We start from the raw sequence: 16,769 nt of genomic DNA on the forward strand, positions 1-16,769 counted from the left end.
AATTAAAGAATTTTCAATATGGATGCAGTAGCTATTAGCAATCTTAGTAAGTCAGTTTTGTGGGCTAGCTTCGCGATTACTTTTTTACTCGGCGCTGTAATGCAAAAAACGGGTTTTTGCAGCATGGGTGCTGTTTCAGATATTTTCATTATGTCTAGCTGGGGCCGTTTAAAGCAGTGGTTTCTTGCTATCGGCGTAGCTGTTGTTGGGTTTGCCTTGATGTCTTATTTTGGTCTTATAGATCCGCTCAAGAGCATGTATACCGGTAGTAAATTTTTATGGCTTTCTGCTATTGTAGGTAGTACCTTGTTTGGCTTTGGGATGGTGCTTGCATCAGGCTGCGGAAGTAAAACTTTGGTGCGGATTGGTGGCGGTAATCTCAAGTCCATCATTGTGTTCATTGTTCTTGGTCTTACCGCTTATATGACTATGAAGGGCTTCCTCGGCGTTATTCGTATTAACACCTTGGACTCAATTTTCATAGCACTGAATACCCCCCAAGATTTACCAAGCATCCTGAGTCCTATTACTGGAGTTGCTAGAAATAATCTCCATCTTGCTCTTGGCTTGATTATTGGATTTGCTTTCATTGCATATGCACTAGCGAATAAGACGTTTTGGACCGCAGAAAATTTGTTTGCCGGAATTTTTGTGGGCTTGTCTATCTGTGCAGTATGGTTTGTCTCCGGAAATTTAGGTTATGTTGCTGAGGATCCCAATACATTAGAAGAGGTTTTCTTGGTCACCAACTCTGGTCGTATGGAGAGTCTATCGTTTGTAGCGCCCTATGCATTCTCATTAGATTGGTTAATGCTGTATAGCGACACCTCAAAAATTATTACCGTTGGTATTGCTGCCGTTGCAGGAATGATTTCTGGATCAGCCTGCGTATCGCTTGTTACCAAGTCCTTCCGTTGGGAGAGCTTTCGCAATACTGAAGATATGGCAAATCACTTGGTTGGCGCCACTTTGATGGGATTCGGCGGTGTAACAGCGCTAGGTTGCACTGTAGGTCAGGGTTTGAGTGGTATCTCTACCTTAGCAATAGGCTCACTGCTTGCTTTGCCGGGATTTATCTTTGGTGCATACCTAGCTCTGCGATATTTAGAAACACGCAATGCGCCTAATCCATGCAGTTAATTATTAAATTGGATTGAACATAATGCAGATAGATTGGTTGGCTTTTTCTCCGGGCCCCGCTTTTTTTGGTGGAATCTTATTGGGTGTTGCAGCCGCTTTGTATGTGATTTTGCATGGCCGTATTCTTGGCATTAGTGGAATTGTGTCCGGATTGCTTTCGCCTAAAGAGGGTGACATTCATTGGCGCTTAAGCCTTGTTTTGGGTTTAGTGAGCGCGCCATTTTGGGGAGGTGTGTTCTTCGGTCTTCACACCACATCCGTAATTGACGCCGACTGGATCGCCATCATCATTGCTGGTCTACTGGTGGGCTTTGGTGCGAACTATGGTTCTGGATGTACTAGTGGCCATGGCGTCTGTGGCCTATCTCGCTTATCCCCAAGATCTTTAGTTGCCACTATATCTTTTATGAGTACTGGTTTTTTGACAGTATTCGTTATTCGCCATGTGTTAGGTCTATAAATAATGAGAAAACATTTCAACTTCTATAGTCAATATCTCATTGGAGTCTTGTTTGGACTGGGTCTAATTATTTCAGGCATGAGCAACCCGCAAAAGATTCTTAATTTCCTTGACATCACTGGCTACTGGGATCCATCGTTAATATTTGTGATGGGCGGAGCAATTCTTGTGGGTTTGGGCGGCTTTTATCTAGTCTCTAAACGGACGGAAGCTTTTTTCGGCGGTGCCCTCCATATTCCGACTAGAAGAGATATTTCTAAGCCGCTCGTGATCGGCAGTCTTATTTTCGGGGCGGGGTGGGGTATCGCTGGTTTCTGCCCAGGCCCTGCAATAGTCGCCCTGGGAGCTGGGCACCTGAAGGCCCTGGTCTTTATATTGGCCATGCTTGCCGGCATGGCGCTGTGCAATCGTTTCTTTACGGACCACAAAAAGTCGGCGTGATTTAAAATCTACGTTATTCCCTTTTTTAAATTCACACTCCATTTTTGAGGTTTTAATGAGCCTTCCTATTTCTTGCCATTCCGCTCAATTCGGTACGCTGGGTCAAATCAACCCTAGCCACTTAGCTGAGATTGTTAAACAAGGCTACAAAAGCGTAATCAATAATCGCCCAGATTTTGAGGGTGGTCCAGATCAACCTACGAATGCACAAATTCAGACTCAAGCAGAAGCGCTTGGCTTGAACTATGCTTTTTTACCAGTGATTCCGGGTGCATTTACACCAGAACAGGTTGTTGAAATGGCTCGTTTGCTAAAGACAATGCCAGGTCCGATATTGGCCTTCTGCCGTTCAGGCGCACGCTCAACTAATTTGTATCAAATGGCCTTACAGGTTCGCTGATCTTTTAGCTACATTAGGAAATTGTTTGCAACCCAGTAACCCATATATTTTTGGCATTGAAAAACTGGCCTCATCCTTGGTTGATTTCGATACCATTATTGATGTCAGATCTCCTGCTGAGTTTGCCTTAGATCACATTCCCGGTGCCATCAATCTGCCAGTACTGAATAATGAAGAACGTATCGAAATCGGTACTCTTTACAAACAGGTGTCACCTTTTGCTGCGAAGAAGTTAGGCGCTGCCTATGTCTCTAGAAATATTGCCAATCATCTAGAAAAGTCTCTGTTTGATTTTCCAAGAGAATGGCGCCCTTTAATTTACTGCTGGCGTGGTGGCGAGCGTAGCGGCGCCTTTACTCACATTCTTAACCGCATTGGCTGGAAAGCTATGCAGTTGCAAAGTGGCTATCAAGGCTTTCGGCGCGTTGTGATTGATGGCTTAGATCGGGCTTCGAAAGATTTTTCTTTCCAAGTGATTGCCGGCATGACTGGAAGCGGCAAGACTCGAATTCTTCGGGAGATTAGTGCTTTGGGTGAACAAATTCTGGATCTTGAGGGTTTGGCTATTCATCGTGGATCGGTACTTGGCAATGAGCCCAATATTGAGCAGCCTTCTCAAAAAGGCTTTGAGACCAATCTTTGGAATGCATTGAATTCACTTGACCCATCTAAGTTAGTTTTTGTAGAGTCTGAGAGCAAAAAGGTTGGGGGGGTGCATATCCCCGATTCATTGATGGAGCGCATCCGAGATAGTAAATGTATTGAACTTCGCTCTAGCGCCAATACACGCGTCTCTTGGTTGTTGCGTGAATATGAACATTTCTTAACAAGCCCTGAAAGCTTTAAAGAAAAGCTTAGCCTGTTGACCTCGCGTTATGGCAAAGTACAAATTGAAAAGTGGCATCAGTCTATTGACGCTGGTGACTTTGCTAACTTGGTAGAGGAATTACTGGTGATGCACTACGACCCATCGTACCAATCTTCAATCGTTCGCAATTTTCCAAGTTATCGCGAAGATCATTTTGTGCAACTAGAAAGTGATAGTGATGAAGCCTTTGCAAAAACAGCCAAAGACCTCATCACCAAGGTTAGCCTTTAACTAAAGGCCTGGATTCCAGTCTGTGCGCGACCCAAGATGAGGGCGTGAATATCATGCGTACCTTCATAGGTATTAACGACTTCTAAATTGAGCATATGACGTACCACGCCATACTCATCTGAGATACCGTTTCCACCATGCATGTCTCTGGCCAAACGGGCCACATCCAAGGATTTACCGCAAGAGTTACGTTTCATCATGGAGGTAATTTCCGGAGCTGCAATACCTTCATCTTTCATGCGACCTAAGCGTAAGCAGCCTTGCAGTGCTAAGGTAATTTCTGTTTGCATATCAGCCAGCTTTTTCTGAATTAACTGATTGGCTGCAAGAGGGCGATCAAATTGCTTGCGATCCATGGTGTATTGACGGGCCGCATACCAGCACCACTCAGCAGCACCAAGCGTACCCCAGGCAATACCGTAACGCGCTGAATTCAAGCAAGTGAATGGACCCTTAAGGCCTGTAATTTCAGGGAATTCATTTTCAGCCGGGACAAAGACATCATCCATTACGATTTCACCTGTAATGGAGGCGCGTAAACCCATTTTTCCAGTGATTTTTGGAGCCGATAGACCCTTCATGCCTTTCTCTAGAATAAAGCCTCTAATCAGACCTTCATCATTCTTTGCCCAAACAACGAATACATCAGCAATCGGGGAGTTGGAGATCCACATCTTGGAGCCGGTTAAGGAGAAGCCACCAGGAACCTTTTTAGCTCTAGTGATCATGCCACCAGCATCCGAGCCAAAGTTCGGCTCTGTTAATCCAAAGCAACCAATCCATTCTCCAGTAGCTAACTTAGGTAAGTATTTTTGCTTTTGTGCTTCGCTACCAAATTCATTGATAGGCACCATGACCAAGGAGGACTGAACGCTCATCATGGAGCGATAGCCAGAGTCAACACGTTCAATTTCGCGAGCAATTAATCCGTAAGAAACGTAATTCAAGTTTGCGCCACCGTATTCCTCGGGAATCGTGATGCCCAAAAGACCTAACTCACCCATCTCGCGAAAGATGGCTGGATCTGTGGTTTCATTACGATAAGCATCATGAATGCGTGGCATTAAACGGCCCTGCGCATATTCAGCGGCAGCATCACGCACCATGCGCTCTTCTTCAGTCAACTGTGTGTCGAGAAGTAGGGGGTCTGCCCAATTAAAACTAGCTTTACTCATGGTTCTTAGTCGTCCTATCTAGGTTTTTAATATGCACTCTGTGAAATTCTGGGAATACAGATATTCTCTTTGTATTATCCATTTTTTTCTTGATTGATGGACCCTCCTAGACGCCACCACCGCTACTATGATCTGATATTGACGGCTTTTGTCGTCGTTCTGCTATGCTCTAACTTTATTGGCGCCGGTAAGGCCGCGACTTTAGATTTGCCTTATTTGGGTAGCGTGACTTTTGGTGCCGGAATCCTCTTTTTTCCGATCGCCTATTTTTTCGGCGACATACTAACCGAGGTCTATGGTTACGCTTATGACCGGCGGGCTGTATGGGCTGGTTTTGCTGCGCTCGCCTTTGCCGCAATCATGGCTCAACTAGTTATTGCTTTGCCAGTAGCGCCTGGATCCTATATGGCCAATTATCAGCAGGGTATGGAGACGGTATTTGGTAATTCGTGGCGCGTTGCTCTTGCCTCTATGACAGCCTTTTGGTGCGGTAGTTTTGTAAATAGCTATACTTTGGCCAAAATGAAGATCTTGACCCGGGGCCGTTACCTCTGGATGCGCACGATAGGATCTACGGCTAGCGGGGAGTTAGTGGATTCCTCCTTGTTTTATATGCTAGCTTTTTACGGCCTTTGGCCTCTAAATGAGGTTCTGGCTGTTGCAGCGTCTCAATACATCCTGAAGACCGCCTGGGAGGTTCTGGCTACCCCATTAACCTACTGGGTGGTGGGCTTCCTGAAGCGCAAAGAAAACCAGGATCATTACGACGTGCATACCAATTTCACGCCATTTAAGCTTAAAGTCTAATTTACGACTTTTTTGAGCGCTAGCCGTTAAAATAACGGTCTTTGATGCATAACCTGCATCCGCACCCTCGAATTGACCTATCAGAAAGTAAAAACACATCCGTGCTGTCCGCATCTAATATCACTATGCAGTTTGGGGCAAAACCCCTGTTTGAAAACATCTCCGTTAAGTTTGGTGGCGGTAATCGCTATGGCCTGATTGGTGCCAACGGTTGCGGTAAATCCACCTTCATGAAAATTTTAGGTGGGGAGTTAGAGCCTACTAGCGGCAATGTCAGCTTAGACCCAGGTATTCGTTTGGGTAAATTACGCCAGGACCAGTTCGCGTTTGAAGATGTACGTGTTCTTGATGTGGTGATGATGGGTCACGAGGAGATGTGGAAGGCTGCGGCCGAACGTGATGCCATTTACGCCAACCCAGATGCTACTGATGAAGATTACATGAAGGCTGCTGAGCTTGAGGGTAAGTATGCAGAGTACGGCGGCTATACTGCAGAGGCAAAGGCAGGAGAGTTGTTACTGGGTATCGGTATTCCAATTGAGCAACACAATGGATTAATGAGTAGTGTGGCCCCCGGTTGGAAGTTGCGTGTATTGCTGGCACAAGCATTGTTCTCTGACCCAGATGTATTGTTGTTGGATGAGCCAACCAATAACTTGGATATTCACTCCATCCATTGGCTTGAAGATATTCTGAACCAAATTAAGAGCACGATTGTCATCATTTCCCATGATCGCCACTTCCTGAATGAAGTGTGCACCCATATGGCAGATATGGACTATGGAACGCTCAAGGTGTATCCAGGAAATTATGACTCCTACATGCTGGCATCTGTTCAGGCAAGATCACAACAACTCAGTAATAACGTTAAAGCCAAAGAAAAAATTGCTGAATTGGCGGCTTTCGTGGCTCGATTCTCAGCCAATGCATCGAAGGCACGTCAGGCTACTTCACGTCAGAAACAGTTAGAGAAAATTGAGATTGTTGAAGTGAAACCTTCCTCACGTCAAAACCCATTTATTCGTTTTGATACCGAGAAAAAACTTCACAACATGGCGGTTGAGTGCAATGCGCTGACCAAGGCTTACGACCGTCCAATTTTTAAGAATTTCAAGATTGGTATTCGTGCTGGGGAAAAGATCGCCATCATCGGACAAAACGGCGCGGGCAAGACAACGTTATTGAAAACTCTTTTGAGCAAACGCTTTGAAGGAATTCCTGCTGATAGTGGTGATGTGAAGTGGGCGGAAAACGCCAATGTGGGCGTGATGCCTCAAGACAATACCGAGATGTTCGCAAAAGACGAATTACTCATGGATTGGATGAATTACTGGCGTAATACAGGCGACGATGATCAGGTGATTCGTGGCACATTAGGTCGACTGCTATTCTCTGGCGATGATATTGGTAAGTCTGTCAAAGTGCTGTCTGGTGGTGAGAAGGGCAGAATGATTTGGGGCAAATTGATGCTTCAAAAATACAATGTCCTTGCAATGGACGAGCCAACCAACCACATGGATATGGAATCCATTGAGAGTTTACAAATTGCACTTGAGAAGTTTGATGGCACTTTAATCTTTGTTTCTCATGACCGTGAATTTGTATCTGCTCTAGCTAACCGCATCTTAGAAGTGAAGATGGACGGCACTGTAGTAGATTACTCAGGAACCTACGAAGAGTATTTACGTAGCCAAGCTTTAGCTGGCTAAGTATTTTCTTTAGCTTGACGCTGGAATCGCATTGCAGTGCCATCGGCGCGGATGCGTTTCCAGACCAAATCTTTTTCTTCCTGACTAAAAAACACCCAATTGCTGACTTCGCCTAGAGTGCGACCACAGCCCTGACAGATTTCATCGTATAAGGTGGTACAAACTCCAATGCAAGGAGAATCTGAGGCGTCATCACCAACGGCTAAAGAATTGGCTCCAGCTTGTTCTAATGGGTTATACGTTGAAGTCATGGCAGTACTTTAGACGATTTCAGGGGAATGTGTTGTTCGAGCTCATCAACATAGGCTGCCATACCTTCATGCTCTCGCCCTAAGAAGCGCTTTACCGCATTAGAAAAGCCAGGATCCTCTATCCAATGTACTGATTGGATTGTGGTTGGCAAAAACCCCCTTGCCATCTTGTGCTCACCCTGAGCACCCCCTTCAAATATCTCGATACCTTCCTTAATGCAATACTCAATGGACTGGTAATAAGCTAACTCAAAATGAAGACAGGGGATATGTTCTATGGCACCCCAGTACCGACCATACGCTTTTGAATTGGCTTGATCAACTACGAGCAAGGATGAGGCAATCTGCCTCTCATCGATAGTGGCAATAATCAGATGAAAATTTTCAGGCATGCTACTACCCAGTAATTGAACGCATTCTTCTGTTAAATAGGGGGACGAGCGGTGCTCTATGTAGGTGTTTTCATAACAGCGATAAAAGAAAGCCCAGTCCTCTTTTGTGGCGATTGATCCAGGAACATGGCGATAGCTAATGGGATGCTTAGCAACAGCAGCACGTTCTCGCCGAATATTCTTACGACGCTTCATCGTCAACGCAGAGAGAAATTCCTCAAAGTCTGTATATCCCGCGTTATGCCAATGAAATTGGACAGAATCACGCATCATGAAACCTTGTTTCTTGAATTGCTCTAATTCATCATTTTCTGGAAAGAGCACGTGGGCGGAGGAAAGGTCATTTTGGCTTACCAGTGTTTTCAAGCCTGAGACCAAGATTTCCATTACAGCATCCCTATCAGCCTTTGGCGATACCAGCAATCTAGGCCCGCGAACCGGGGTAAAAGGGATGGCAGATAAAGCCTTTGGGTAATAAGGCATATTATTTTGTTCATATGCCTGTGCCCATGCCCAATCAAATACAAACTCGCCATAGGAGTGCCGCTTGAGGTAGAGCGGCATTGCTCCAAGCAGAGTAGATTCAGAATCTTCAACAAGTAAATGAGCTACCTGCCAGCCTGTATTGCCACCAACGCAACCAGTTTTTTCTAGTGCATTAAGAAATGCATACTGTAAAAAAGGTCCTGCATTAGGTGCAAGGAGATTGCTCCAATTGCCTTCATCAATCCCTGAAAGGCTTTCAATGACTCGAAGTTGGGTGGCGCCTTGCTTCAACTAGATTATGGAGAATTTAATGTTGAATTAATTCAATTTTGTAACCATCTGGATCTGTAACAAAGGCAATTACAGTATCGCCGCCCATCACCGGACCGGCTTCGCGCGTAATATTTCCACCGGCAGACTTAATTTTTTCACAGGCGGCATAAGCGTCAGGAACGCCAATGGCGATGTGTCCGTAAGCGCTACCTAGGTCATAGTTATCAACACCATGGTTATAGGTGAGCTCAATCTCAGATTGCCCATCTGCATTTCCTGTTCCAAAGCCTACAAATGCGAGTGAGTATTTTTGCTCCGGACGTTCACTAGTGCGAAGCAAGTTCATTCCTAAAACTTTGGTATAGAAATCAATCGAGCGAGTCATATTGCCGACTCTGAGCATGGTGTGTAGGATCATCATTATTTAAATATAAAGGTAAAAGTAGTTTCATGTTGGGCAAGAAAAAACCCAGGGGATTAGTCTGGGTTTTTGAATCTAAGCGGATCTGAGCTTATTGGATCTTGGCCTTGGCTCGAAGCTTTTGCATTAACTCGGAGAATTTTGCTTTTTGCCAATTCTGATCGGCAGTGATCATCTGCTTTAATTGATCCTTAATTTCATCCATGCTAGGCGCCTTAACATCACGCACATCGTCTAATTTGATGACATGCCAACCGTACTGAGTTTTTACCGGCTTATCTGTGACCTGACCTTTTTTAAGTTGCACCATGGCTTTTGAGAATTCTGGAACAAGTGATTTATCGCTGACCCAGCCAAGATCGCCGCCATTGGGTGCAGAACCAGGATCTTTAGACTTTTCCTTGGCAATCTGCTCGAAGTTACCGCCGGCCTTAATTTGTGCAGTAATGGCTTTAGCATCAGCCTCTTTTTCCACGAGGATATGTTCAACGTGATATTCCTTACCGGTGTACTGCCCTTTAACTTGCTCGTAAGCAGCTTTTAGCTCAGCCTCAGTTACACCTTCTCTTTCGACGAAATCTTCAAGCACGGCCGCAATCAACACGCCCATCTTAGATTGTTCTAACTGCTCTCGAACAGATTCTTTTTGGGTGATACCGCGATTATTGGCTTCTTGCAGAATGAGCTCGCGAGTCACCAACATTTCCCTGCCTTGATCGCGAACTTGAGGGCTATCCGGTTGGTTTGATTTTTGAATCAATTTATCCAACTGCGCTTTTGGAATAGGTTTGCCATTCACAATGGCAGCATTTTGCGCATGAGCTGCCGATGAGAGAAATACAAGACTAAAAGCGCTAATGGTCAAAATTTGGCGTGTGTTCAACATGGGCTAGTGAATATAAGTAGAGGTAAAGTAGAATCTTAAATCAATCTGGGCTTAATTAGTGCTTTCACTAGGGGTGAATGCCAGAATAGTGAGGGCGTGAATGGCTTCTGGAAAGTGCTTATTTAAGGCTGCGTAGATGGCTCTATGCCGAGCCACCTTATTCATTCCCTCAAATTCTGGGGCCACGATCGTGACTTTGAAATGTCCGCCACCAGAAGCGGCACCCGCATGACCTGCATGCAAATGGCTTTCATCCTCGATATTTAATTTCGCGACTTGAAAAGCTGATCTCAAATCTGCTTCAAAGAGTGTAATTCTCTGCTGGTTGATGCTCATTCTGCAGGGTGCTCCATATGGCGGCTTAGCCAGATTCCTTGAAGAATGACAAACACAACCAATAATCCAGTACTACCAAATAGCTTGAAGTTAACCCAAGTCTCCTCGGAGAACTCAAAAGCAATGTACAGATTGAGCGCACCCATCAAGAAGAAGAAGCATGCCCAGGCCATATTCACTTGATGCCAAACGGATTTGGAGCTATGTTCTTTCAACGTAATCTGTTTGCCCATCAATACCTGAATCCAGTTCTTTTGAAAAAACTGAGCGCTAATCAATAGCGCGCCTGCAAATAGCCAATAGAGGGCGGTTGGTTTGAGTTGAATAAAGGTCTTGTCGTGTAGAAATATGGTCAAGCTACCGAAAACCAGAATCATGACTAGGCTGACCCACTGCATCGCATCAATTTTGCGATGGCGATAGTAAACCCAGAGAATTTGTCCAATTGTGGCAACCATCGCCACGATGGTTGCAGTGTAGATATCACCAAATTTAAAGGCAATAAAAAAGAGGATGATAGGGAAGAGGTCGAATAAAAATTTCATACAGTGATTATCCAGCTATTTAAGAATTACTCGGCTTTACCAGGGGTAGAATTCTCGGATGGTTCAAATTTCAAGGATGCCGAGTTAATACAGTAACGTAGACCGGTTGGCTGAGGGCCATCTTCAAATACGTGCCCCAAATGGGCATCGCATTGAGTGCAGCGCACTTCAGTGCGAATCATGCCATGAGATACATCCCGAATTTCAGTGATTGCACCATTATCTTCAGGCGCGTTGTAACTTGGCCATCCGCAACCAGCATCAAATTTGGTGGATGATGCAAAGAGAGGTTTATCACAGCAAATGCAGCGATATTGACCATGCGCCCAGTGATCCCAAAACTCCCCAGAAAATGGCCTTTCTGTTGCCGCCTCACGCGTAACGCGATACTGGATATCGCTTAGTGCATTTTTATATTCTTGATCTGTTTTCTTGGTCATGGCTTTAAAGGGTTTTGGATTATGAGGAGCAGCTAACTGCAACCCGCTGCATATCGAGTGGTGGTGGTTTTGAGTAGTCATCAAATGCTAGCTGCTCATCGAATGGCTTACTTAGAATCTTGAATAAGGTATCCACTTCAGAGAAATCATCTTGTTGTGCTTTATCGATAGCAATTTGGGCCAGATGATTTCTAAGAATGTACTTAGGATTGACTCGATCCATCAGATTTTTTCTGGAATTATCGGTTAAAGCCTCGGATTGCAGTCTATTGATGTAGTCGGTAAACCATTGATCAATATTTTCGCGATCGACAAATTCATTTCTTTGCGGAAGCGCTAATGGTGCGGAATCTTTTTTGATATTAGCAAGACCGCGGAATAAATTCGTGAAATCAACTTTTGAGTCGTGCATCGCCTGTAGAAGTCGTTCAATTAGTTGAATGTCACCATCTTGCTCTGATTGCAACCCTAGTTTTAGTCGAAATGCCCGTTGCCATTCTTTCGCATAGATACGGGGAAATTCTTCCAGAGCGGAGCGTAAAAGGTCTTGAGATTCTTCTGCAGAATGCTCTAGTTCCAATAGGGGAAGCATTGCGCTGGCAAGACAGGCCATATTCCAATGCATGATCTGGGGCTGTCGGTGATATGCATATCGCCCCCCATGATCACTGTGATTGCATATGTGATCAATTTCAAAGTGATCTAAAAATCCGAAAGGACCATAGTCAATAGTTAGGCCCAAGGCGCTGATGTTGTCACTATTCAAAACTCCATGACAAAAACCCACAGCTTGCCAAGAAGCAACCAATTTCGCATTGCGCACACTTATTTGCTTAAATAGGTTGAGGTAGGGATCTTTTTTGGATTCGCACCCTGGATAGAATTTAGTAATCAGGAGATCTGCCAACTCTTGCAAGCGAACAATATTCTGAAGTGATGCAAAGTGCTCAAAGTGTCCGATGCGAATAAAACTTGGTGCGACACGAGAACATACCGCTGCAGTTTCCATAGTTTCTCTGCGAACAGCCTGCTTTGATCCAACCAGTGCAAGAGCGCGACTGGTGGGGATGCCAAGAGCATGCATTGCTTCGCTACATAAAAACTCACGAATTGAAGATCGCAGGACGGCTCGTCCATCTCCCATTCTGGAGTAATGTGTTCTGCCAGCGCCTTTTAATTGCAGTTCTAGCTCATTGATATCGCCTAGCAAAATGGCGCGACCATCACCCAATTGCCCTGCCCATAAGCCAAATTGATGTCCGCTGTAAGCCGTTGAAATTGGGTTTGAAAAAGTCAGCGCTCCCACATTTAGTTGATTTCCTGCCAAAACCTCTAACCAATCAGGATCTTTTGGCACGTCATCATCCCCAAGCTCTAGGCCAATCAGCTTGGCGACAGAGGGTGAAAATGCAACCCAATAAGGATGGGGTAGCGGGGTAGGTGGGGTTGCTTGGCACACATCATCGCCACGAAGGGTAAACGGCATATTTGTATTCTATGGGCAATTCACAAGCGTCGCAGAAGCCTCTAAAATGACCCTATGACAAATAAAGTACAACTGAATGCGGCAACTCAGCTTGCCAACCTGGGCGAAGAGCTGAATGTCCCCTTTTTAAAACTACTTGGCGTGCGTCTTATTAGCGCTGAAATGGGTAAGGGCGAAATACTTTTAGCTCTTAAACCTGAGCACACCAATACTTGGGACGTAGCCCATGGCGGCGTATTGCTCACCCTCATGGATGTAGCCATGGCAGTTGCTGCTCGCTCTAGTGATCCTGGTGATCGCAGTGTGGTGACTGTAGAAATGAAGAATAATTTTATGCAGGCTGCTAATGGCATCTTGCGGGTTAAAGCAGATACTGTACGGCGCACAGCTACGATGGCCTTTTGTGAGGCTAAGCTCTACAACGATCAAGGTGAAATCTGCTGTATGTCAACAGGAACTTTTCAGTTTCTAAAACGCTTGGCAACTAAAAATGCAAATGGTGAACGAGTCATTAATGAGGACTCGCGCCAGAAAAAATAGTGCAGTGTTTGTTGAGCAGTTAGACGGAGAGGTTTGATCCTGGGGCGGCGCTGAGCTCTCCAGTAACAACGTCGTGGCCTACGGTGCCGTTTGCATCAAACCGTCTCTCAACCATCTCGAATTGACCATCTTTGCGAACACGCAAAATAGTACTCGAGCGTGTCCCGTAAGAAGGGGTCTTGATGAATGCAGCTGATAGTGCCTTCTCCCAATCTGGGTTGACACCAGTGCTAGGCAACTCCTGTGGGCTGGCTTCATGCGTATCGGCCAATACGCGTAAATAGTGATCCGCATTTTTAAGTTGACCACTATCCATGGCTAATCTTTGGGCGAACGCCGCAACCCGGTGATTCACTTTAGGCCATGGGGTATCGAGCATGGCATTGGATAGGCCATAGACCCCAGGGCTGAGGGACTGCTCAGGAAATACTTTTCTTGGGCGGATATTTTGACCCATCATGAGGCGATTGCTGACCCAATGCATTTCGGCATTTGCTGGATCACTCAGATCTGCCATCAATAAATTAAAGCCGTTGTATTGCTCGAAACGCTTGGAATTCTCTTGTATGTACGCATGTGGTTTGTGATGACCGGTCAGGTAGCGAAGACTGAGTTCGCCACGGGTTCTTGCGCCGGGATTTTTTTCGCTAGGCGATCTGACATTGGTGAGGGCAGCAAAGCGACCGGTCTTTGTAAAGCCCAGCCATGTTCCCGGGCTACCTAAAACATCCGCCCGATCCTTGCCAGCCAATAGGTGAGGGTGCTCTGACCACCAGCCCATAGGATCAGTGTCGCGTTCGTAAAACTCATCTCGATTCGCCGCGACCACCAAGGGGTAGTCTGGGTGAGATTTCCAGGCGAAGAGAATTAGGCACATAACATAATGAATTAATCGCTGGTGTTTAAATTTCTAATAAAGGATAAGGTAGTTGATCTATTTTTAACACAGGGCCATCAGAGTTACCCAAATGAATTTCTCCGGCCTCAAGAGCGTCTAACTTGCACTCCAGCTGAAAATCAATCCGATCTGAATTTTCTGGGTTAGCTGCAGCAAGAACCACCATGCCGCATGGTTGACTGGCATCACTATCTTGAAATAATTCCACGCCCGGTTTTGCAAGTTCTAGCAATGATGTGCTCGAGCTAGCGTGCGAGAGTTGCAATCTACGCTTTACTGCCCCGCGATATTGACTCCGAGCAACAATTTCCTGGCCTGGGTAACAGCCCTTCTTAAAATCCACGCCCGCAACAGATTCAAAGTTAACCATTTGGGGAACAAACTGCTCTTGGGTTGCCAACACAATACGTGGAATTGCACTCAATACCTCTAAGGAATTCCACTGACTTATTGAGATCTGATGAGCTGATGAAGTGGTGGATTCCGTTTTCCTTTTGGCAAAAAGCACTCGTTTAAAGGATTGATCTTTAGCCAAGACATCTGGGATTTGCAATGCGATGGAATCATTTGGCGTGGCTATAGATTCACTTCTCTGAACGTGTTGGTAGGATCCAAAAACCTCCCAGTCGCTTGATGCATCTACCACTTTGACTTTGGAGCGCAGCACGTACATCGATAATCGTTTGGCTGTGCTCGCCGCTATGTCTTTAGAAATAAATAATGCAAAACGGTCATCTGAATCTGCAGACTCTGGGAATAAACCCAGCCAAGCACTAGCCAAAAGTCGTCCCTTGGGGCTGCAGTAGCCAACTAAACGAACAGAATCCAATCCTTGTGCAATGCTGCCCAAGGCTGTGCGCCTCAGGCTAACTACGGAGTTACTCAATTGACTTTGGAGCAAAGTGGCGGCATCAGGTCCTTCAACAAGGATCAAGCCCCAATCAATCAGAGGGGTGGATCCATAGTTCAAGCTAGTCGTGTGCATTGGGATATTTTCTGGGCTTCGGGTCATGAGCTTTTATCATAGCCTGATGAGCAGAAAATTTCAGAGAAGAACTCTTTTTATAAAGCATTCAAATGGCGGCGCTTGGAAACCCTATGTTTTTTGCGTACTTGTCCTTATTGCCCTTGTATATGGGGCAATATTTTTGTGGCCCGTAGTTCCGTCTACATCGAATTTCCCTGAGGGAGCCTCATACAAGGTCAAGATCGCGCCTCAATCAGGTTTATCTGCAATTTCGAAACAATTATCAGATCAGGGCATATCAGCAAATATTGCGACCGTTCAGATTGCATCAAGGGCCTTGTTTGTAGGCTCCAAAATAAAACCGGGCACCTATTTATTTGCCCCTCGCGCCAGCCTGGGAAATATCTTGCTACAAGTTGCACGTGGTGATCGAGTTAGGGAGAGTCTAGCCATCATCCCTGGCATGACAATATGGCAGCTGAGAGCCCTAATAGACAAGCACCCAGCGCTAATTCATCAAACTAGAGGCATGAGCTCTAAGGAGCTCTTGCAGGCCATCGGCCTTTCTTATCCAGGTGATGAGGGTCTTTTTTATCCGGATACCTACATATTTGATCCAGATGACTCTGATATATCAATTTATCGAAGGGCTTCTCAGGCAATGCAAAAACAGCTATCGACTGCCTGGGAGCTAAGGGATTTAAAATCACCCGTCAAGACGCCTTACGAGCTACTTATTTTGAGCTCGATAGTGGAGAAAGAGACGGGGCGCTCCTGTGATAGATCCCTTGTTGCAGCGGTCTTTATAAACCGCCTGGATTTAAATATGCCATTGCAAACTGATCCAACCGTAATTTATGGCATTGGCCCTAAATTTGATGGCAATCTTCGAAAAACAGATTTACGCAAGGACAGTCCCTACAATACTTATATGCACAAAGGTTTACCGCCAACACCAATAGCCATGACGAGCAAAGAGTCGCTTCAGGCGGTGATTCATCCCGCAAAAAGTGATGCGATTTTTTTTGTGGCACGTGGTGATGGCAGTAGCCATTTCTCCAAAACCCTTAAAGAGCATGAAAGTGCCGTTGATCAATTTCAACGAAAACGTACTGCTCCTTCTAAATCCAATTAACGGCAACCGATATGACAGCTCAATTTCCAGGTTACTTCATTAGTTTTGAGGGTATTGATGGTGCCGGCAAAAGTACGCACATTGATTCTTTTGGTAGCTTGATTAAACAGCGCTACCCTGATCGCGAAGTTGTCATGACTCGTGAGCCTGGTGGCACTCCATTAGGTGAGCAACTCCGCACTTTATTGCTAGATGCCCCCATGAATTTAGAAACAGAGGCATTGCTCATGTTTGCTGCTCGTCGCGAACATATCGCACAAGTTATAGAGCCGGCATTAAAAGCTGGAAAAATTGTCATCTCCGATCGCTTTACGGATGCCAGCTTTGCATACCAGGGTGGTGGTCGCGGCTTAAGTTTAGAGAAGTTAAATGATCTTGAGCAATGGGTTCAGGGCCGCCCTGATGGTTCATTACTTCAGCCCAATCTGACGTTTCTATTTGATTTACCTGGCTCAATTGCAGAAGCTAGAAGATCGAAGGTG

The 16,769-nt window shown here is 45.4% G+C and carries 21 protein-coding genes; 10 read left to right on the top strand and 11 right to left on the bottom strand.

The window, feature by feature from the left end; translation table 11 throughout:
• Window positions 1-18: 18 nt before the first annotated feature.
• From B7Y67_RS04705 to mnmH, 5 genes are read left to right on the top strand one after another with little or no spacing between them, the layout of a single operon-like run.
• Window positions 19-1,140 carry a YeeE/YedE family protein gene (locus tag B7Y67_RS04705; RefSeq protein ID WP_293597606.1) on the top strand — a complete coding sequence of 374 codons (1,122 nt, stop codon included), beginning with the start codon at window positions 19-21 and terminating at the stop codon, window positions 1,138-1,140.
• 22 nt (window positions 1,141-1,162) lie between these two features.
• Window positions 1,163-1,600: a YeeE/YedE thiosulfate transporter family protein gene (locus B7Y67_RS04710; protein WP_293597607.1), complete on the top strand. Its 438-nt coding sequence runs from the start codon at window positions 1,163-1,165 to the stop codon at window positions 1,598-1,600.
• Between the two features lie 3 nt (window positions 1,601-1,603).
• Entirely contained in the window at window positions 1,604-2,041 is a 438-nt protein-coding gene (locus B7Y67_RS04715; protein WP_293597608.1) for a YeeE/YedE family protein, read from the top strand.
• A 55-nt stretch (window positions 2,042-2,096) separates the two neighbouring features.
• Window positions 2,097-2,441 carry a TIGR01244 family sulfur transferase gene (locus tag B7Y67_RS04720; RefSeq protein ID WP_293597609.1) on the top strand — a complete coding sequence of 115 codons (345 nt, stop codon included), beginning with the start codon at window positions 2,097-2,099 and terminating at the stop codon, window positions 2,439-2,441.
• Window positions 2,442-2,466: 25 nt separating this feature from the next.
• Entirely contained in the window at window positions 2,467-3,540 is a 1,074-nt protein-coding gene (mnmH, locus tag B7Y67_RS04725) for a tRNA 2-selenouridine(34) synthase MnmH (protein WP_293597610.1), read from the top strand.
• On the opposite strand, the gene B7Y67_RS04730 is transcribed toward mnmH, so the two are convergent.
• A complete protein-coding gene (locus B7Y67_RS04730) occupies window positions 3,537-4,715 on the bottom strand; it encodes an acyl-CoA dehydrogenase (RefSeq protein ID WP_215374147.1) in 1,179 nt (392 codons plus the stop codon). The two genes, mnmH and B7Y67_RS04730, sit on opposite strands and share 4 nt — an antisense overlap.
• 96 nt (window positions 4,716-4,811) lie before the next feature.
• On the opposite strand from B7Y67_RS04730, the gene B7Y67_RS04735 reads away from it, so the two are divergent.
• Together B7Y67_RS04735 and B7Y67_RS04740 are read left to right on the top strand one after the other, a co-directional pair.
• Window positions 4,812-5,522 (top strand): queuosine precursor transporter, encoded by a 711-nt coding sequence (locus tag B7Y67_RS04735; protein WP_293597611.1) that lies wholly within the window; start codon window positions 4,812-4,814, stop codon window positions 5,520-5,522.
• 101 nt (window positions 5,523-5,623) lie between these two features.
• A complete protein-coding gene (locus tag B7Y67_RS04740; protein ID WP_293597612.1) occupies window positions 5,624-7,231 on the top strand; it encodes an ABC-F family ATPase in 1,608 nt (535 codons plus the stop codon).
• Here the strand turns inward: B7Y67_RS04740 and B7Y67_RS04745 are convergent.
• From B7Y67_RS04745 to B7Y67_RS04780, 8 genes are all read right to left on the bottom strand, one after another.
• The gene (locus B7Y67_RS04745) at window positions 7,228-7,482 is read right to left on the bottom strand and encodes a DUF1289 domain-containing protein (RefSeq protein ID WP_293597613.1); all 255 of its coding nucleotides are present in this window, start codon (window positions 7,480-7,482) and stop codon (window positions 7,228-7,230) included. The two genes, B7Y67_RS04740 and B7Y67_RS04745, sit on opposite strands and share 4 nt — an antisense overlap.
• The gene (locus tag B7Y67_RS04750) at window positions 7,479-8,651 is read right to left on the bottom strand and encodes a GNAT family N-acetyltransferase (protein ID WP_293597614.1); all 1,173 of its coding nucleotides are present in this window, start codon (window positions 8,649-8,651) and stop codon (window positions 7,479-7,481) included. The genes B7Y67_RS04745 and B7Y67_RS04750 overlap by 4 nt, the downstream gene beginning before the upstream one ends.
• Before the next feature lie 16 nt (window positions 8,652-8,667).
• The gene (gloA, locus tag B7Y67_RS04755) at window positions 8,668-9,054 is read right to left on the bottom strand and encodes a lactoylglutathione lyase (RefSeq protein ID WP_293597615.1); all 387 of its coding nucleotides are present in this window, start codon (window positions 9,052-9,054) and stop codon (window positions 8,668-8,670) included.
• 91 nt (window positions 9,055-9,145) lie between these two features.
• Window positions 9,146-9,940, bottom strand: a complete 795-nt coding sequence (locus B7Y67_RS04760) for a peptidylprolyl isomerase (protein ID WP_293597616.1) — start codon at window positions 9,938-9,940, stop codon at window positions 9,146-9,148.
• 51 nt (window positions 9,941-9,991) lie between these two features.
• Window positions 9,992-10,276 carry a BolA family transcriptional regulator gene (locus B7Y67_RS04765; RefSeq protein WP_293597617.1) on the bottom strand — a complete coding sequence of 95 codons (285 nt, stop codon included), beginning with the start codon at window positions 10,274-10,276 and terminating at the stop codon, window positions 9,992-9,994.
• Window positions 10,273-10,821, bottom strand: coding sequence for a septation protein A (locus B7Y67_RS04770; protein ID WP_293597618.1), 549 nt, complete (start codon window positions 10,819-10,821; stop codon window positions 10,273-10,275). The genes B7Y67_RS04765 and B7Y67_RS04770 overlap by 4 nt, the downstream gene beginning before the upstream one ends.
• A gap of 26 nt (window positions 10,822-10,847) precedes the next feature.
• Complete coding sequence (msrB, locus tag B7Y67_RS04775) at window positions 10,848-11,261, bottom strand: peptide-methionine (R)-S-oxide reductase MsrB (RefSeq protein WP_293597619.1); 414 nt, start codon at window positions 11,259-11,261, stop codon at window positions 10,848-10,850.
• A gap of 19 nt (window positions 11,262-11,280) precedes the next feature.
• Window positions 11,281-12,747 (bottom strand): YdiU family protein, encoded by a 1,467-nt coding sequence (locus B7Y67_RS04780; protein ID WP_293597620.1) that lies wholly within the window; start codon window positions 12,745-12,747, stop codon window positions 11,281-11,283.
• A gap of 54 nt (window positions 12,748-12,801) precedes the next feature.
• Between B7Y67_RS04780 and B7Y67_RS04785 the strand changes: the two genes are divergently transcribed.
• Complete coding sequence (locus tag B7Y67_RS04785) at window positions 12,802-13,287, top strand: PaaI family thioesterase (protein WP_293597621.1); 486 nt, start codon at window positions 12,802-12,804, stop codon at window positions 13,285-13,287.
• A gap of 19 nt (window positions 13,288-13,306) precedes the next feature.
• On the opposite strand, the gene B7Y67_RS04790 is transcribed toward B7Y67_RS04785, so the two are convergent.
• The gene (locus tag B7Y67_RS04790) at window positions 13,307-14,164 is read right to left on the bottom strand and encodes an NRDE family protein (RefSeq protein ID WP_293597622.1); all 858 of its coding nucleotides are present in this window, start codon (window positions 14,162-14,164) and stop codon (window positions 13,307-13,309) included.
• A gap of 25 nt (window positions 14,165-14,189) precedes the next feature.
• Window positions 14,190-15,197 (bottom strand): folate-binding protein, encoded by a 1,008-nt coding sequence (locus B7Y67_RS04795; RefSeq protein ID WP_293597623.1) that lies wholly within the window; start codon window positions 15,195-15,197, stop codon window positions 14,190-14,192.
• A gap of 19 nt (window positions 15,198-15,216) precedes the next feature.
• Here B7Y67_RS04795 and mltG point away from each other — a divergent pair, with 19 nt between their 5' ends.
• Together mltG and tmk are read left to right on the top strand one after the other, a co-directional pair.
• Window positions 15,217-16,287 carry an endolytic transglycosylase MltG gene (gene mltG, locus B7Y67_RS04800; protein ID WP_293597624.1) on the top strand — a complete coding sequence of 357 codons (1,071 nt, stop codon included), beginning with the start codon at window positions 15,217-15,219 and terminating at the stop codon, window positions 16,285-16,287.
• Between the two features lie 11 nt (window positions 16,288-16,298).
• On the top strand, window positions 16,299-16,769 hold a 471-nt coding region (gene tmk, locus B7Y67_RS04805), incomplete at its 3' end, for a dTMP kinase (RefSeq protein WP_293597625.1).

The sequence above is a fragment of the Polynucleobacter sp. 35-46-11 genome, from assembly GCF_002281105.1.

What these genes read in the sequence shown, in the direction of transcription:
- B7Y67_RS04705 (WP_293597606.1), top strand. Translation starts at nt 19, where the DNA reads ATGGATGCAGTAGCTATTAGCAATCTTAGTAAGTCAGTTTTGTGGGCT.
- B7Y67_RS04710 (WP_293597607.1), top strand. Translation starts at nt 1,163, where the DNA reads ATGCAGATAGATTGGTTGGCTTTTTCTCCGGGCCCCGCTTTTTTTGGT.
- B7Y67_RS04720 (WP_293597609.1), top strand. Translation starts at nt 2,097, where the DNA reads ATGAGCCTTCCTATTTCTTGCCATTCCGCTCAATTCGGTACGCTGGGT.
- B7Y67_RS04760 (WP_293597616.1), bottom strand. Translation starts at nt 9,940, where the DNA reads ATGTTGAACACACGCCAAATTTTGACCATTAGCGCTTTTAGTCTTGTA.
- B7Y67_RS04715 (WP_293597608.1), top strand. Translation starts at nt 1,604, where the DNA reads ATGAGAAAACATTTCAACTTCTATAGTCAATATCTCATTGGAGTCTTG.
- mltG (WP_293597624.1), top strand. Translation starts at nt 15,217, where the DNA reads ATGAGCAGAAAATTTCAGAGAAGAACTCTTTTTATAAAGCATTCAAAT.
- B7Y67_RS04745 (WP_293597613.1), bottom strand. Translation starts at nt 7,482, where the DNA reads ATGACTTCAACGTATAACCCATTAGAACAAGCTGGAGCCAATTCTTTA.
- msrB (WP_293597619.1), bottom strand. Translation starts at nt 11,261, where the DNA reads ATGACCAAGAAAACAGATCAAGAATATAAAAATGCACTAAGCGATATC.
- B7Y67_RS04765 (WP_293597617.1), bottom strand. Translation starts at nt 10,276, where the DNA reads ATGAGCATCAACCAGCAGAGAATTACACTCTTTGAAGCAGATTTGAGA.
- B7Y67_RS04770 (WP_293597618.1), bottom strand. Translation starts at nt 10,821, where the DNA reads ATGAAATTTTTATTCGACCTCTTCCCTATCATCCTCTTTTTTATTGCC.
- gloA (WP_293597615.1), bottom strand. Translation starts at nt 9,054, where the DNA reads ATGATGATCCTACACACCATGCTCAGAGTCGGCAATATGACTCGCTCG.
- B7Y67_RS04735 (WP_293597611.1), top strand. Translation starts at nt 4,812, where the DNA reads ATGGACCCTCCTAGACGCCACCACCGCTACTATGATCTGATATTGACG.
- B7Y67_RS04730 (WP_215374147.1), bottom strand. Translation starts at nt 4,715, where the DNA reads ATGAGTAAAGCTAGTTTTAATTGGGCAGACCCCCTACTTCTCGACACA.
- B7Y67_RS04790 (WP_293597622.1), bottom strand. Translation starts at nt 14,164, where the DNA reads ATGTGCCTAATTCTCTTCGCCTGGAAATCTCACCCAGACTACCCCTTG.
- B7Y67_RS04795 (WP_293597623.1), bottom strand. Translation starts at nt 15,197, where the DNA reads ATGACCCGAAGCCCAGAAAATATCCCAATGCACACGACTAGCTTGAAC.
- B7Y67_RS04785 (WP_293597621.1), top strand. Translation starts at nt 12,802, where the DNA reads ATGACAAATAAAGTACAACTGAATGCGGCAACTCAGCTTGCCAACCTG.
- B7Y67_RS04780 (WP_293597620.1), bottom strand. Translation starts at nt 12,747, where the DNA reads ATGCCGTTTACCCTTCGTGGCGATGATGTGTGCCAAGCAACCCCACCT.